The following is a 16,282-nucleotide window of genomic DNA, read 5'->3' as shown; positions in this document are numbered from 1 at the left end:
GGGTACACTCCCCTTTCGTATACGCCTACGTCACCAAATGTCTCTATAAAAAAAGGCCGTATCACGTGTCTAAGTCACTGAAGGTCTTGTTAAAAAGCACAGCCTATTTCAACGCGGAACGCATTATGTACCTAGGCGATGACGGCCCATGCAAAGCCCATGTTCTCGAGAATTTTCCCGATATCGAAATGGTTTCCGAGGCGGCCGACATAGTGGTTCTGCCGAAAAACACCCCCTATGATTCGGTAAAGGACTTTTTATCCCATGAGAAAGCCAAACATAACGATACCATGCTCTTTTGTGACGCCCCCCATGGATCACCCCAAAATGAAGCTATCTGGGAAGCCCTAAAAGCGCATCAAAAAGTAACGGTCACCATTGATATGTTTTATTGCGGCGCCGTTTTTTTTAGACGGGAACAGGCCAAGGAGCATTTTAAGATTCGGATTTAAACGCTATTTTTAGCACAAATTACATTTATGTACAATAATTCCATATATATTATTCTCGGGGTCGTAGCGGTCATATATATCGTAATTTCAATGAACAATCGCCGTATTGGTAAAGACCGAAAATCACGGAGGTTTATGGATGGCTATGAACGGAAAGCCGAAAGAAAAAGGGACGAAGACCAAAAGTAGGCTCCCGTAGACATCCACAAAAAAAATACAGACCGGCAAATACATCCCACATGAAAATATACACCAAAACTGGCGATAGCGGCACCACGGCCCTTATTGGAGGCACACGGGTAATGAAACACCATATCCGTATAGAGAGTTATGGTACGGTAGACGAACTGAATTCTTGGCTCGGCCTGATACGCGACCAAGATATAGATTCGCATACCAAGGAGATCCTGGCCCAAATTCAAGATAGGTTGTTCATCATTGGGGCCGTCTTGGCGACCGACCCCGACAAGGCCGTCCTAAAAAACGGAAAAAAAAGGCTGAATATCCCTGAAATCGAGGCATACGATATTGAACTCCTAGAAAATGAAATCGACACAATGGATGCCGACCTGCCGCAAATGACACATTTTATACTTCCTGGCGGACACACGACCGTGTCATACTGTCATATTGCCCGAACCGTCTGTCGCAGGGCCGAGCGAATGAGCACACTTTTATTCGAAAATGAGCCTTTTGACGAAAAATTATTGTCATTTTTAAATCGACTTTCCGACTACCTATTCGTACTGGCACGAAAATTGTCAAAAGCCTTAAAAGCTGACGAAGTAAAATGGATTCCTAGGGATAAAACGAAAGGCTAAAAACGGTGATTTTAAAATATTTATCGCTCTTTAGCTTGTTATTCTCTAATAATTTGTTTAATTCTTCGTTATCAAACTATTAAAAGAGAAATAAAGCGGATAAAATAGCCGTAATTACTTGGCTATGTGTTTATAAAAATTATTTTTGCAAAAATTTAAAATCGAACAACTAAAATGTATTGGACATTAGAACTAGCATCGTACTTGAGTGATGCGCCCTGGCCGGCGACAAAAGACGAATTGATAGATTACTCTATCCGTACCGGCGCGCCGCTAGAGGTCGTAGAGAACTTGCAATCTATGGAAGAAGAGGGTGGCGAGATTTACGAATCTATCGAAGAAATCTGGCCAGACTACCCTACTGAAGAAGATTATCTCTGGAACGAAGACGAATATTAGAAGTATTACGTTAATTGAAACAAAAAAGTCTCTATCGAGGCTTTTTTTTTATGTAATTTTGGCAGGCAACTAGGTAAAATGCGTACAAACTTCAAACTGGAATGCCTTTTGCAAGGTTGCTGCAAATGGTAATTTAACGGAATGCCCTGCCGCGCATAGCATCTCAAGAAGCGGTCTAATGCTAAACAGTAAAAAATGAGTTTTTTAAATTCTATATTAAAAGTATTTGTAGGTGATAAATCGGAAAAAGACGTAAAGGAGCTACAGCCTATAGTAGAACAGATCAAGTCTTTTGAAAAGGAGTTGGAAACAGTAAGCCACGACGAGTTGCGCGAAAAGACCCGAACCTTTAAACAGAAAATTGCCGAAGACATCAGTGAGTTCACCAAAAAAATTAGCGAACTCGAAGAAGAGGTCAAAGCTTCCTCAGACATTGACAAGAACGAAGATATATATGCCGAAATCGACAAACTCAAGGAAGAGGCATATAAAGTAAGTGAAAAAACACTTGACGAAATCTTACCGGTTGCCTTCGCCGTTGTTAAAGAAACGGCCAAGCGCTTTGCCAACAACACAACCCTAAAGGTCACCGCTTCTGAATTTGACCGCGAACTATCGGGGTCAAAAGACTATGTAAGCCTTGAAGGTGACCATGCGATCTGGAAAAACTCATGGAACGCCGCTGGTAAAGAAGTCACTTGGGACATGGTACATTACGATGTACAGTTGATCGGCGGTATTGCCCTTCACCAAGGTAAAATTGCCGAAATGCATACCGGAGAAGGTAAAACTTTGGTAGCTACCCTTCCCCTATACCTAAATGCCCTAGCAGGTCACGGAGCACATTTGGTTACCGTAAACGACTATCTAGCGAAAAGGGACAGCGCATGGATGGCTCCCATTTTTGAATTTCATGGCCTATCGGTCGACTGTATCGACCACCACCGTCCCAATTCAGACGGTAGAAGGGCCGCTTACAATGCCGATATTACCTATGGTACCAACAATGAATTCGGTTTTGACTACCTAAGGGATAATATGGCCCACACCCCTAAAGACTTGGTACAGAGACCACATCATTACGCCATAGTCGATGAGGTAGATTCGGTATTGATCGATGATGCCCGTACCCCTTTGATCATTTCAGGCCCGGTACCCGAGGGAGACCGTCACGAATTCAACGAACTCAAACCAAAGGTTGCCGATATCGTTAGCAAACAACGACAGCACCTTACAGGCGTGCTGGCCGAGGCCAAAAAGCTGATACAGGAAGGCAACACAAAAGATGGTGGCTTCTTATTGTTGCGTGTTCACAGGGGATTGCCAAAAAACAAGGCCCTTATCAAGTTCTTGAGCGAAGAAGGTATAAAGCAACTCCTTCAAAAAACCGAGAACTACTATATGCAAGACAACAATAGGGAAATGCCTAAAGTGGACGAAGACCTATTGTTCGTTATTGATGAAAAGAACAATCAAATAGAACTTACCGAAAAAGGGGTTGACTATATCTCAGGGGAGCAAGACCGAGATTTCTTCGTCATGCCCGATATCGGAGGGGAAATAGCGAAAATTGAAAATCAAAACCTCGATATTGAAAAAGAAGCCGAACTTAAGGAAGAGCTCTTTAAAGACTTTGGGGTAAAGAGCGAGCGGATCCACACCATGAGCCAACTCTTAAAGGCCTATACCCTTTTTGAAAAAGATGTAGAATATGTAGTGATGGACAACAAGGTGATGATCGTTGACGAGCAGACCGGTCGTATTATGGACGGTCGTCGTTATTCCGATGGACTTCACCAAGCCATAGAAGCAAAGGAAAACGTAAAGATCGAAGCCCTTACACAGACCTTCGCCACGGTTACCCTGCAGAACTATTTTAGAATGTACAACAAACTCGCAGGTATGACCGGTACGGCCGTTACCGAAGCGGGTGAATTCTGGGAAATCTACGAGTTGGATGTTGTGGAAATACCTACCAACAGACCAATTGCCCGTGATGACAGAAACGATTTGATCTATAAGACCAAACGTGAAAAATACAATGCTATAATCGAAGAGGTCACCAAGCTTTCACAAGCCGGTAGACCTGTATTGATCGGTACGACTTCAGTAGAGATTTCCGAGTTGCTATCGCGAATGCTTCATATCAGAAAGGTTGAGCACAACGTACTGAACGCCAAACTTCATAAAAAGGAAGCCGATGTGGTTGCCGAAGCAGGTAAGCCCGGAGTCGTGACCATTGCGACCAACATGGCAGGTCGTGGTACCGATATTAAGCTAACGGAAGAAGTTAAAAAAGCAGGTGGTTTGGCCATCATCGGTACGGAAAGACATGATTCAAGACGTGTTGACAGACAGTTAAGAGGTCGTTCCGGTCGACAAGGTGACCCTGGTAGTTCACAGTTTTATGTGTCTTTGGAAGATAACCTGATGCGTCTTTTCGGTTCGGACCGTGTAGCCAAAATGATGGATAAAATGGGCTTGGAAGACGGTGAGGTCATTCAACATTCCATGATGACCAAATCGATTGAACGCGCACAAAAGAAAGTCGAAGAAAACAACTTCGGTGTTCGTAAACGTCTTTTGGAATACGATGATGTAATGAACGCCCAGCGTGAAGTGGTCTACAAAAGAAGGCGTCACGCATTGCAAGGCGAGCGCTTAAAGGTCGATATTGCCAATATGGTCTACGATACCTGTGAGGTAATTGCCGACACGAACAAGGCGGCAAACGATTATAAGAACTTCGAGTTTGAACTGATCAAATATTTCTCGATAACCTCTCCGATTTCCGAAGCAGATTTCGGTAAGATGAGCGTACAAGATATCGCCAACAAAGTCTATTCGGAAGCCTATAGATATTACCAGGACAAGATGGAACGCAATGCGGCCACGGCTTACCCTGTGATAAAGAAAGTATACGAAGACAGTGCCAATAAGTTCGAACGTATTGTAGTGCCATTTACTGACGGTATTAAAACACTCAACGTGGTTACCAACCTCGAACGCGCATACGAAAGTGAAGGAAAGGAACTGGTCACCGATTTTGAAAAGAACATCACCTTGGCCATTATCGATGATTCTTGGAAAACGCATTTGCGTAAGATGGACGAGTTGAAACAGTCGGTACAATTGGCCGTTCACGAACAGAAAGACCCCTTGTTGATCTATAAATTCGAAGCCTTTGAACTCTTCAAGGAAATGATAGACAAAGTCAACAAAGAAGTAGTTTCTTTCTTGTACAAGGGTGAACTTCCCAGTGAAAACCCCAACCAGATCCAAGAAGAGCGAAATGTTCGCAGGCCTAAGGAAAACCTTCAGACCAGTAAGGAAGAAATTCCGAACAGCGATGAGCTAGCGGCCCAAAACCGTGCTGCAGGACAAACCCAGGGACAGCGGCCCCAGGTTACGGAAACCATTGTACGCGAACGGCCAAAAATTGGACGTAACGACAGGGTTACCATTAAAAACGTAATGTCAGGCGAAAGCAAAACCGTCAAATACAAGCAGGCGGAACCCCTTATCGAAAAAGGCGATTGGGTACTTACGGAAGAATAAAACCTATCAAAACACCATAATCTACGGCAACTTAGCGATAAGTTGCCGTTTTTTTTGTCCGATAAACGAGTAAAACGTTGGTTCAGTGCAATTGTATCTACTATTGCAGGGCTATGAACAAATAGACCCCAAAGGTAAATTGCAGTAAATTAAGCAAATACACCTTATTTTTTGTTCAAAAACTTAACTTCGATAAATATTGATGTCGTAAAAACCTTGGTTGACCATATTATTTGAAGTGTCGTCTATCACACGCGGGTTCACTTCTTTTTTTTGAAAAATGGCAGACCCAAAACATGTACATGCGAAAGCCAAAGAAAAGTCTGAATAGAATAAGTGACAAGACCACATTATTACTTAAATTTAATTATGTATCGTCTTTTCTTAGCTTGGCCATAGGCTTAATCTGTACCTATGCCTTTGATATGCACGGTACCATACCCTATGTTTTCTTCTTCTATTCGGCCTCGAATTTATTGAACGTACTGGCCTTCAACAAGCACAAAAACCTGATGGCCATGGCGATATATACCTCCATCATCTCTTTCTTGGGCACAGTTGTAATCACCCTGTACAGCGGGGGAATCAATAGCCCGTTTATTTTCGTATTGGGTCTTGTCGTCCTTGCAGGGTATATCTCTACACGTTGGTTCGGTACCATTTATCTGTATCTTATCATTAGTACAATTGTCTCTATCTATTTAATCGATTATGCCGATTTCGACTTTATCGAAAATGAAGTGCCGGAAAACGTACGTGACCTGTTCAGCCTTATAAGCGTGTTGTTTTCCGTTTATCTTTTAGGTGGCGTATTCGGTAAAAACCTTTTAAGTACCCACCATCGCCTATATCGCTCTAAGGCACGTATTGAAAAAAGTATAGACGAGAAAGAAAACCTTTTAAGGGAAGTACATCACCGCGTAAAGAACAATCTACAAACCGTTTCCAGCTTATTGAGCTTGCAGGCCAGAAACACACCTAACGAACAAATAAAAGCCTTGGTCAGAAGTAGCCAAAACCGGGTAACATCAATGGCCATGATCCATGAAATGCTCTACGTTAGAGACAACCTTTCAAAAATAGAATTCGGGTCTTACGTTAATGAACTGACCCAATACCTTTTAAGAACGGTTGAACGAAATGACCAAAAAATAAAAGTCAACCTCAATATTCCTGAAACTTTGTTAAGCATAGACACCGCTATTCCATTGGGACTACTGATCAATGAAACGGTCACCAATTCCATAAAGTACGGTTTCAAAGACCGAAACGAAGGCGAAATAAAAATAGAACTTGAAAAACGGGACCAAGACTGTTATGTACTGAAAATTAGCGATGATGGCTTAGGGTATGCCCTAGACCATGACTATAAAAACTACAATACACTAGGTCTAAGACTAGTACACAACTTGGCCAGGCAACTTCAGGGAAACATGGAGCGTATTCCTTCGAAAAAAGGCACGAAATACAAGTTAGTATTTCAAGATATTACGGATCAATTTAATCCGTAAACCTTATATTCGCTTAGCGTTTTAACTACAAATTATTTGCGATTGCTCTAAAATAAATTTTTCTGTCCTTTTATGACAGAAAATTCGGAATAAAATTGTAGATTTCTGCTGCAACCCCATTTTAACCATTTCTTAAATACCTCTACACCAGAGTATCTTCTTGATAAAACCATATCAAGCTAGAGTATTCTTGTATACAAATATTTTATTCCGCTACGGTCGCAATTAGTGTAATAATGTCAATTAAAAACAAGTTTCAAAATAGGATCGACAATCAGACGAAGTTGCTGTTCAATTTCGCCTATGCATCATCGGTACTCTCTTTTGTCTTGGCCTTTGTGGTCATATATGCCTTGGATATAACAGGACATATCCCTTTATTTTTTTTCTTGTTCGCTATATTGAACCTGACCAATATCTTTCTCTTTAAAATTCACGGTAATCCCCTTATAGGGGCATTTACAAGTTCATCTTTATCCCTAATTTGTGTGGTCGGTATTTGTATCTTCAGCGGGGCGATCAACAGTCCGTTTATATTTGTTCTAAGTATCATTATTTTAGGAGGCTATATTTCGGGACGTTTTTTTGGCAAGGCCTACCTCGTACTGGTACTCCTTATAATTGCGGGCCTATATGCCGTGAGCGAGTTTACGATCGTCTCCAACGAAGTCCCTGAAGAATCGAAAGACACCTTTAGTCTACTCAGCCTGCTCTTTTGCATTTATCTTCTCATTGGTGTTTTTGGAAAGCATCTACTAAGAACACACTCAATCTTAAAACAATCAAAAAATGAGATAGAAACGGGTATCACAGAAAAGGAAATGCTTTTAAGAACGGTCCACCATCGTGTCAAAAACAACCTACAGACGGTGTCGAGTCTTTTAAGCCTTCAATCTAAGAACACCTCTAACGAAAAAATAAAAGAGTTGGCCAAAAGCAGCCAATACAGAATCAATTCAATGGCCATAATTCATGAAATGCTGTACATGCGAGACAACATTTCAAAAATAGCTTTCAGGCCATACGTAAGGGAACTCACAGAGTTTCTTATAAAATCGGCCAATGACAAAAACCTTGACATCAAAGTGAATATCGATATGCCCGATGTTAGTCTAGGTCTCGATACCACTATTCCCTTAGGCCTCTTGATCAACGAGGCCGTTACCAATTCCTTGAAATATGGATTTCCCGAAAACAGCAAAGGAGAAATAAGCATTCTCTTAAAAGAAGACGAAAAAGAATCCCAGAGTTACTTCCTTGACATTATCGACGACGGCGTAGGCTTTCCTAAGAGCATAGACCATAAGACCACCAACTCTCTCGGCCTGAAGCTCATGCACAACCTAGGACGCCAGCTAAGGGGCTCTGTGTCACGTATGACCACTGACAAAGGCACGGGCTACCACATCATCTTCAAGGACCGGGAGCGCCATTTTACCGGCATCAATGGTTGATGAAGCGTAAATAACATCCTTTAGGGTTGTTTCCCATAAATCTGTATCTTTAGGAAACCATAGACCAAAATGAAAAACTCTCGCCGAAAGTTTCTGTCATCAGTCAGCATGCTCGCCGCCACTACGGCATTACCCCTAGAGGCATTCGCTTTTAATGCCTCTAAAAAACTCTCCGTTGTCTTGGTAGGAACCGGAATACGGGGTATTACTTTTTGGGGAAAAAGATTGATCGACCAATATTCAGATATCATCGAATTTGTGGGCCTTTCCGACATCAACCCCAGTAGGTTGGCCTACGCAAAAACGTATATAGGAACATCATGTCCTACTTTTAGCGATTTTGAGGAGATGGTCAAAACTACCCGGCCCGACCTTGTTATCGTCACCACCAAAGACTCTACCCACCACCAGTTTATTATCAAGGGATTGGAAATGGGGTGCGACGTGCTCACCGAAAAACCACTGACCACCGATGAAGCCAAATGTCAGTCCATTTTAGAGGCAGAAAGAAAATCGAAAAAAAACCTTATTGTCGGCTTCAACTACCGATGGAGCCCCTATGCCACCAAAATAAAGGAACTCTTGATGAACAAGACCATTGGCGACTTGGTCTCCGTAGATTTCAATTGGTACCTCAACACCTACCACGGCGCCTCCTATTTTAGGCGATGGCACGGCAACATGAACAGTAGTGGCTCTTTATGGGTGCATAAGGCGACCCATCATTTTGATTTACTCAATTGGTGGATAAACTCTGAACCTGAAGAAGTATTCGCCTATGGCGATTTAGAGTTCTACGGCAAAAACGGACCGTTTAGGGGAGATAATTGCCGTAGCTGCCAACATAGTTCGAATTGCGATTTCCACTGGGACATCAACCAGGATAAATTCATGAAAGCGTTGTACGTTGACCATGAGCATGAAGACGGTTATATACGAGACAATTGTCTCTTCAGAGAAGACATAGATATCTACGATAAAATGTCGGCCCAAGTAAAATATGCCGATAATACCACCTTGAACTATTCGCTTACCACCTACTCCCCTTTCGAGGGCTGGCGTGTGGCGTTCAACGGCACAAAAGGTAGGATCGAAGCTTCTCAAGATATCCCATATTTTAAAGAGAGTACCATTTCCGAAGCAGAAAAACACCAAAAAGAAATGACACAGACCGACCAAGAAGATCTTTCTTTTGAAAGCATCATCGTACACCCGCTTTGGCAACCACATCAAACCCTAGCCGTACCTATGGAAAAAAATGGTCACGGCGGTGGCGATAAACGCCTACAGGACAAAATTTTCAGAACCTCCGATATTGACGACCCCTACGGCCGTACGGCCGGCATACGTGATGGTGCCATGTCTATTCTTATCGGCATTGCGGCAAGACGCAGCATCGAAAACAAAAAAACAATTCAGATTTCAGAACTGACCGATTTAAAACCAAGAAAACAGCGATCATAAATGTTAAACATAGCCTTTAAGTGGTAGTATTACACCTACTTTTTTGATAGATTGCCAAAACCTATTTAGATTTACCGTGGAAAGGGAAGATTTTTCTTAAACTTTTACCGGTTTTAGATAAGAAAAACACGAATCTTATATGCAGCAGGATACCGACCTAGAAAAACGCTTGAAAACCAAAGTTAGACTAGTTTTAAAAATCAATTACTATTCTTCCGTTCTCTCGCTTATTTTTGCCGCGCTTTGCTATTTTCTTCTACATATTACCGAAGTTATACCTTACGCCTTTCTTATTTTCGGCATTCTAAACCTCTTCAACACCCTACTCTATAAGTACCACAAAAATCTTGCCCTCACATACAACATCGTTTCAATGATGACCTTGGCCGGGGCCAGTGTAGTAACGTTATACAGTGGGGGAATCAATAGTCCGTTTATTTTTGTGCTAGCCCTTATCGTCGTTGCCGGCTATGTCACCACCAAGGCTTATGGCTCGCTCTACCTCAATCTCAACCTCCTCATCATCATCTTGATATACACCCAAAATGTTGCCGATTTCAATTTTGTGGAGAATGTGGTACCCAAAGAATCCGAAAATCTTTTTGCCTTTCTCAGTGTATTGTTTTCAATATACCTCTTAGGGGGAGTTTTCGGAAAGAACCTCCTGCACGCCCACCATAACCTATATAAGACCAAGAATGAGCTCGAAGAAAAGATTCGCGAAAAGGAAACCCTTATCAAGGAAGTGCACCACCGGGTAAAAAACAACCTACAGACCGTTTCAAGTTTGCTCAGCCTTCAATCTAGAGGCATAACCGATAAAGATGTAAAGGGCCTATTGAAAAGCAGCCAGAACCGGGTAATTACCATGGCCATGGTTCATGAAATGCTCTATATGAGGGAAGACCTCTCTAAAATAGAATACAAATCATATGTACAGGAGTTAGTGGAATACCTCATTCGGTCGATTAAAGGAACCAGCTCCAATATTACCTTGAACATCGATATACCCAATATCAAATTAAATATAGATACGGCCATACCCTTAGGGCTTCTGATTAACGAAACCGTGACCAATGCCCTTAAATATGGTATAGTCGACGATAATAAAGGCGAAATAAACATTAAGTTAAGAAAAGAAAAAGAAGATTACCTGATTCTTCAAATGGGCGATAACGGAAAGGGGTTCCCTGAAGAAACCAACCACAAAAACTCCAACTCACTTGGTCTAAAACTAATACACAACCTAACCCGTCAATTACAAGGTTCGCTTATGCGCGACTTAAGTCGACAAGGCACCCATTATACGATTAAATTCAAGGAAATCAGAGATCAGATGTCTAATGTGACCTAATCGCATTCTTCTGTTGAACCACCATCCTCGACCTCTACTTTCAAGGGTCGTAAGATTCCTTTCGTTTTAGGAAACAACAAGACATTGCAAAAGACTAGCGCAACAACGATTAAAGAAATGAGTACTATCATAGGAATGGGATTGGGGCTTTTTCTTTTATTAGAAACTTCCGTGTGTTATTATAAATAAGCTAAGCCTTAATTTCTTAAGCCATCTTAGCTTTGTTCCTTTTTGTAGTAAAAGAAAGCGCCTTGGTTACCCTAGCGTTATCCCTTTTGTACAAACGGGCAACTTCCAAAGTGTTTTCCAGACTAACTTCTTCCGTAGCAGTCTCGGTAACGATCGTCATTTCAACAGTGTCTATTTTAACCTCTTCAGTCGATGTTTGGGCTTGGGCGGTCAATCCGATAAAAAGAACAAAAATTAAAGTTGCGATAGTTTTCATGACTTGTGCGTTTATATACATAAAACGCCCAAAGCCCCATCCTGCCTAGGTTTCATTCGCTGAAAAACCCCATATTTTCGGTTAGCTGCACAACTTCGGTTCAAGTGTAAAAAACCACCGATGAATGTAATCGACCTACAAAACAGCTTATCGAGATTAAGTGTTTTTAATCGGAAAAGAATGCATTCCCCCCTCGACAGATATCTCTATTTGGCCAATATCACAATTAGTTTCGTTCTAATATGTTTGCCATACCCCCATCCCATCAATAAAGTGCCTAACGATTATACTGCAATGTGATACATATTATATGTGAATTCCCTGTGGAATTATTCCCAAGACATCCCTATAGTTATATCTAGGCCGTACCAAGTCAATACGACTTTGTTCTATCGTGAGTATTTGCCACAAACAATTACCTAGAGAAATAGAAAAGTTATAAAAAGCCTAGGGAGACTGTTCTAAAAAAATATTGCTATGTATGTTGATGGGTTTGTAGATAAATAATCGATTAAGCCATTTTTGCTTTGTTCCTTTTTGTAGTAAAAGAAAGTGCCTTGATTACCCTAGCGTTATCCCTTTTGTACAAACGGGCAACTTCCAAAGTGTTTTCCAGACTAACTTCTTCCGTAGCAGTCTCGGTAACGATCGTCATTTCAACAGTGTCTATTTTAACCTCTTCAGTCGATGTTTGGGCTTGGGCGGTCAATCCGATAAAAAGAACAAAAATTAAAGTTGCGATAGTTTTCATGACTTGTGCGTTTATATATATAAAACGCCCGAAGCCCCACCCTACCGAGGTTTCATTCGCTGAAAAACCTCTTATTTTCGGTTAGCTGCACAACTTCGGTTCAAGTGTAAAAAACCATCGATGAACGTAATCGACCTCAAAAACAGCTTATCGAGATTAAGTGTTTTTAATCGGAAACAAGTGCTTCCTAGAACTGTAGATTCTTCATTTTTTAATACCGCCACACACCTACTGTTTTTTAATTCTCCAAAAACCATGACTCGATGGTATCCATTCATATCTGATCAATCGCCGTAAGCTCCTCCGATTATTGTAAAAGTCTACAAGCTATAAGAAGCCCTTACATTCTAATATCCCCTTTATCATATTATCGAGAATCTTACAACGAAACCCACTGATTTTCAGACATTGTAATATTCCACTTACACAAAAAAGTTGGACTAACGATCAAGTCTCATCTTTTGTCGATTATTAGTTAATATTATTGTTCTGAGGCCGCCTTTTGAATATTTTGCAGCCACTTTTGAAAAAGAAAATGAATTAATTTAAAATCACTGAATTATGAGACGTAACTTACTAACAAGGTTAGTTCTGTTTGCCATGCTATTCGTGTCTTTCGTTATGGTACCGGTAGCATGCAGCAGCGATGATGGAGGAACTGGCACAGAACAACAACCCGAGCCAGACCCGGACCCAGATCCAGAACCCACTCCCGAAGCAGACCCAACAAATTCGAACACAACTTTAAACGCCACTGCTGCGGCCCATTCCGATGGAGTCAGTACTTCGACGGTAACAATCAAACTGGCGGATGCCGACGGAAATTTACTTAAGGCTAGTGGAGGTACCGTAGTATTGTCGGTTACCGGTAATGCCACCGTATCGGAAGTAACCGATAACGAAAACGGGACCTATACGGCAACAGTAAGTAGTGAAGACGAAGAAACTGTAACTGTATCCGCCAAGTTAGATGGCGTAGACATTACAAGCACTGTAGATATAACCTTTAATCCCGACGAATCGAATCCTGCACAAGAGGTCGCCCAGTCAACGGAGCCGCTTGGCCCAACCCTTCTTAGAATCAACTGTGGAGGCCCAGAGGCTACTTATGAAGGCAATCTCTTTTTAGCGGACCAACATTTTGACGGTCCTACCGAAGCCTATACCAATCCGCTTTTCACTGAAGAAGACACGGATATGAATGCCATCTTTTTAACGGAGAGAATCAGTGACAACACTAAGGTAAAGGGACCATTTTCCTATAAAATCCCTGTTACAAACGGCAGCTATACGGTTAAACTTTACTTCGCTGAAATCTATTGGGGCCTTGATAACCCAGAAGGACTAGAGGGCGGTGTCGGCAGTAGAATCTTTAATGTTACAATGGAAGACACTGAAGTTTTTACCGGATACGACCTTTACAAAGATATCGGAGCCGGAAAACCAGACACCCGTATGTACGATATTGAAGTTTCAGATGGTGAATTGACAATTACTTTTGAAGCATCTGTCAACAAACCTAAAGTTTCAGCTATAGAAATTTTAGGTACTGGAAGTGTCGAACCATAAGACACTCCCATCCCTATTAATAAGGCCTGTCCGATTTTTTCGAACAGGCCTTATTTTTTTGCCTATTTTTATTTTTAAGTAAGTTCTTCCCGTTTTTAAGAACTAATAATAAAAACAACAATGAAAATTCTAAAATTATACCTTTTGGCCCTTGGGCTTTCCCTTACCACTGCTTGCCAATCGAACAGCAATAAAAAAATCGCCCCTACAAAAAAAGAGGGTGTAAGCGAATTGACGAGACTCACGCCCCAAGACCTTGATACATATGAAACTGCATATTTTGCAAGTGGTTGTTTTTGGTGTGTTGAAGCCATTTTTGAAAGCGTAAAGGGAGTAAAGGAAGTGGTATCGGGTTATTCTGGGGGCACGGAAAAGAATCCTACCTACGAACAAGTTGGAGGAGGGATGACAAGCCACGCCGAAGCCGTTAAAATCTATTACGACCCAAAAGTCATTTCGTTTACGGCCTTGGTCCAAGTGTTCTTTGGTTCGCACGACCCAACAACCTTAAATAGACAAGGTCCCGACAAAGGGCCGCAATACCGTTCAATTGCGTTTTATAAAAACGACAAGGAAAAGCAGGTTATCGATGGGTATATACAAGCCCTAAAAGACCAAAACGTATACGACGGCGCTCCGATAACTACTGAAGTAGTCCAGTTCACCAAGTTTTACGATGCAGAAGACTACCATCAAGATTACGAACGCAAACACCCGAACAATCCATATATCACCAATGTATCGGTACCGAGATTAAACCGCTTTAAACAGAATTTTAAAGCGTATCTAAAAGAAGATGTCCATTGATCTGAGTAATTCCATTGTTTCAGGAATCGTTTCAAATTGCCTTTGCCTGTAAGAGCTGCAAGGCTAGTAATTTTAAAAAGATTTTGTACTGACGAGATTTCGTCTTCTGTTTTTTAAGTTTATTCCATTATAAGGACGAAAGAAGTATTCCCGTGTTGCAAAAAACCCATAATTTTGCAATAATTTTAATTCGAGACACTTGAAACAAGTTACGATACAGACAGAAAACATCATCTTAATCGTATTAGATTATGGTGCTGTTATTCAAAAATTGCTAGTAAAAGATAAGGACGGAAACTATACAAATGTAGTCGTTGGCCTTGACTATCCAAGTGCCTATCCGCAGGACAAAAAATTTATGGGAGCTTGCGTTGGTCGCTATGCCGGACGAATTTCCAAGGGTGGTTTCGTCATTGACAGACAGAACTACCCATTGCACAATATAAACGGGGTTCACTTACACGGAGGAAAAACAAGTTTTGCCCAAAAGACCTGGAAATTCGAGGAAGTCAACAATGGCCCTGAACCATTCGTCAAACTATCGTATTTCAGCAAGCATCTTGAGGAAGGCTACCCTGGCAACCTAAAGGTGGTCGTGACTTATAAACTATCGGGCAACGCCTTGGTCATCGACCATCAGGCCATTACCGATCGTACCACCGTAATAAACCTCACCAACCATTCGTATTTTAAGCTCGATGACACCGATTCTCTGGCCCACTACAACCTGCAGCTTAATTGCACCCACTATACGGAAGCCACCCAAGACAAGTTACCCACAGGCCAATTTGTTCCGGTAAAAGGAAATACGTACGATTTTCTTTCTGAACGTCCCATCGGCAACACGCGATTCGACATTCCCTTTGCCATTCACCCCAAGACAAATCTGGCGGCACGGGTTTCGTCAAAAAAATCAGGCATCAGTATGACGGTCAAAACCAATCAACCGGCCCTTATCGTCTATACTCCTCCTGAATTTACGGGCATATGTTTCGAGACACAGAACTTTCCCGATGCACCGAACCAACCGAGTTTTCCGAGTGCCCTGTTAAGGCCTAACGAAAAGTACCGCAATATCTCAAAGTATGAATTTGCACTCATATAAAGAAAGCCCTAAGAGCAATGCTTTTAGGGCTTTCTTCGTATTACAAGGCCAATCCTATTCCTCTACCAACAAATTCAGTTCCACCGTAATATTGTCTCTCGTGGCCTTACTGTATGGGCATATTTCATGGGCCGCATTGATCAAGTCTTCCCCTTTTTGCTTATCTACCGTAGGCAACAGGCAATCTAAAGTGGCATCGATGAAAAAACCATCTTCATCCTTATTAAAACCAACAATAGCGGTTACACTAAAATCACCTAAATCGTCAACATCGTGCTCTTTGGCAACTGCCTGAAGTGCCCCTGCAAAACATGTCGCATAGGCCGCTGCAAATAGTTGTTCCGGGTTGGTAGACTTTCCATCCGTATTACCTTGGGCATCCGGCATTTTTATATCTAGGTCTAGGGCGCCATCGCTACTCTTTACGTGACCTCCCCTACCTCCGGTATTCGTTGCTTCTGTTTTAAAAATAGTTTTCATTACGTAGAATTTATAATTACACCATCAATTTAAGCCATGAATTTTTATAAGAAGATTATAGGTTATTAAATTATTGTGAAAAACATCTTTACTATTAAAAAAAGAAGGGATT

Annotated in this window: 15 protein-coding genes; 12 read left to right on the top strand and 3 right to left on the bottom strand. The window is 41.6% G+C overall.

Annotated elements, in window-relative coordinates; all coding sequences use genetic code 11:
- The first annotated feature begins 65 nt into the window (after positions 1-65).
- From B4Q04_RS12125 to B4Q04_RS12090, 9 genes are all read left to right on the top strand, one after another.
- Positions 66-452, top strand: a complete 387-nt coding sequence (locus tag B4Q04_RS12125; RefSeq protein ID WP_123772368.1) for a hypothetical protein — start codon at positions 66-68, stop codon at positions 450-452.
- Between the two features lie 27 nt (positions 453-479).
- Positions 480-641, top strand: a complete 162-nt coding sequence (locus B4Q04_RS22845) for a hypothetical protein (protein WP_013994287.1) — start codon at positions 480-482, stop codon at positions 639-641.
- Positions 642-691: 50 nt separating this feature from the next.
- The gene (locus B4Q04_RS12120; protein ID WP_088696963.1) at positions 692-1,273 is read left to right on the top strand and encodes a cob(I)yrinic acid a,c-diamide adenosyltransferase; all 582 of its coding nucleotides are present in this window, start codon (positions 692-694) and stop codon (positions 1,271-1,273) included.
- A 174-nt stretch (positions 1,274-1,447) separates the two neighbouring features.
- A complete protein-coding gene (locus B4Q04_RS12115; protein ID WP_013994285.1) occupies positions 1,448-1,672 on the top strand; it encodes a DUF2795 domain-containing protein in 225 nt (74 codons plus the stop codon).
- A 195-nt stretch (positions 1,673-1,867) separates the two neighbouring features.
- On the top strand, positions 1,868-5,230 hold the full coding sequence (gene secA / locus B4Q04_RS12110) for a preprotein translocase subunit SecA (protein ID WP_088696962.1): 3,363 nt from the start codon (positions 1,868-1,870) through the stop codon (positions 5,228-5,230).
- Between the two features lie 302 nt (positions 5,231-5,532).
- The gene (locus B4Q04_RS12105; protein ID WP_088696961.1) at positions 5,533-6,741 is read left to right on the top strand and encodes a sensor histidine kinase; all 1,209 of its coding nucleotides are present in this window, start codon (positions 5,533-5,535) and stop codon (positions 6,739-6,741) included.
- Positions 6,742-6,977: 236 nt separating this feature from the next.
- Entirely contained in the window at positions 6,978-8,195 is a 1,218-nt protein-coding gene (locus tag B4Q04_RS12100) for a sensor histidine kinase (protein ID WP_088696960.1), read from the top strand.
- Positions 8,196-8,264: 69 nt separating this feature from the next.
- On the top strand, positions 8,265-9,659 hold the full coding sequence (locus B4Q04_RS12095) for a Gfo/Idh/MocA family oxidoreductase (protein ID WP_088696959.1): 1,395 nt from the start codon (positions 8,265-8,267) through the stop codon (positions 9,657-9,659).
- 139 nt (positions 9,660-9,798) lie between these two features.
- Positions 9,799-11,013 carry a sensor histidine kinase gene (locus tag B4Q04_RS12090; RefSeq protein WP_013994279.1) on the top strand — a complete coding sequence of 405 codons (1,215 nt, stop codon included), beginning with the start codon at positions 9,799-9,801 and terminating at the stop codon, positions 11,011-11,013.
- A gap of 205 nt (positions 11,014-11,218) precedes the next feature.
- On the opposite strand, the gene B4Q04_RS12085 is transcribed toward B4Q04_RS12090, so the two are convergent.
- The gene (locus B4Q04_RS12085; protein WP_046287501.1) at positions 11,219-11,458 is read right to left on the bottom strand and encodes a hypothetical protein; all 240 of its coding nucleotides are present in this window, start codon (positions 11,456-11,458) and stop codon (positions 11,219-11,221) included.
- Positions 11,459-11,969: 511 nt separating this feature from the next.
- Entirely contained in the window at positions 11,970-12,209 is a 240-nt protein-coding gene (locus B4Q04_RS12080; RefSeq protein WP_013994277.1) for a hypothetical protein, read from the bottom strand.
- 561 nt (positions 12,210-12,770) lie between these two features.
- On the opposite strand from B4Q04_RS12080, the gene B4Q04_RS12075 reads away from it, so the two are divergent.
- From B4Q04_RS12075 to B4Q04_RS12065, 3 genes are all read left to right on the top strand, one after another.
- Positions 12,771-13,778: a malectin domain-containing carbohydrate-binding protein gene (locus tag B4Q04_RS12075; protein WP_088696958.1), complete on the top strand. Its 1,008-nt coding sequence runs from the start codon at positions 12,771-12,773 to the stop codon at positions 13,776-13,778.
- Positions 13,779-13,898: 120 nt separating this feature from the next.
- Entirely contained in the window at positions 13,899-14,585 is a 687-nt protein-coding gene (gene msrA / locus B4Q04_RS12070; protein ID WP_088696957.1) for a peptide-methionine (S)-S-oxide reductase MsrA, read from the top strand.
- Between the two features lie 199 nt (positions 14,586-14,784).
- A complete protein-coding gene (locus B4Q04_RS12065; protein WP_013994272.1) occupies positions 14,785-15,690 on the top strand; it encodes an aldose epimerase family protein in 906 nt (301 codons plus the stop codon).
- A 54-nt stretch (positions 15,691-15,744) separates the two neighbouring features.
- On the opposite strand, the gene B4Q04_RS12060 is transcribed toward B4Q04_RS12065, so the two are convergent.
- Positions 15,745-16,170, bottom strand: coding sequence for an organic hydroperoxide resistance protein (locus B4Q04_RS12060; RefSeq protein WP_088696956.1), 426 nt, complete (start codon positions 16,168-16,170; stop codon positions 15,745-15,747).
- Between the last annotated feature and the right edge of the window lie 112 nt (positions 16,171-16,282).

This window comes from Zobellia sp. OII3 (assembly GCF_002211465.1).
GTDB lineage: Bacteria > Bacteroidota > Bacteroidia > Flavobacteriales > Flavobacteriaceae > Zobellia > Zobellia galactanivorans.
This window is presented reverse-complemented; position numbering and strand designations above follow the sequence as displayed.